We start from the raw sequence: 543 nt of genomic DNA on the forward strand, positions 1-543 counted from the left end.
GCGAGAAACTCGAGGCGCTGGAAAAAACCGTCGCCGCGCTCGAAGCGCGCAACAGCCAGCCCGGCTGACACTTCGCCCCGAGCAGCCGCATGGGCTTGGCGCTCGTGCACAGTCGTGCACGCGTGGGCGTGGCGGCTCCGGAGGTCAGGGTTGAAGTGCATCTGTCCGGCGGACTGCCGTCGACACAGATCGTCGGGCTGCCGGAAGCAGCGGTACGCGAATCACGCGAACGGGTGCGGGCAGCGCTACTGTGCGCGCAGTTCGAGTTCCCCGCGCGGCGCATCACCATCAATCTCGCCCCTGCAGACCTGCCGAAAGAAGGCGGGCGTTTCGACCTGCCCATCGCGCTGGGGATCCTCGCCGCCAGCGGGCAGCTGGATCGCGATGCGCTGGCCGGCCTGGAATTCGTCGGCGAGCTGGCGCTGACCGGCGAGCTGCGCGGCGTGGAGGGCGTGCTGACAGCGGCCTTGGCCGCGCAGCAGGCGGGCAGGCACCTGGTGTTCCCCGAGGCGAACGCGCCTGAAGCAGCATTGGCCGCACACG

General features: G+C 69.8%; 1 protein-coding gene. It reads left to right on the forward strand.

What is annotated here, in order from left to right:
* Positions 1-89: 89 nt before the first annotated feature.
* On the forward strand, positions 90-543 hold a 454-nt coding region (locus tag CWM66_RS28120; RefSeq protein WP_304598305.1), incomplete at its 3' end, for a magnesium chelatase domain-containing protein.

It is taken from the genome of Kosakonia sp. H7A (genome assembly GCF_003028445.1).
Classification (GTDB): domain Bacteria; phylum Pseudomonadota; class Gammaproteobacteria; order Enterobacterales; family Enterobacteriaceae; genus Kosakonia; species Kosakonia radicincitans.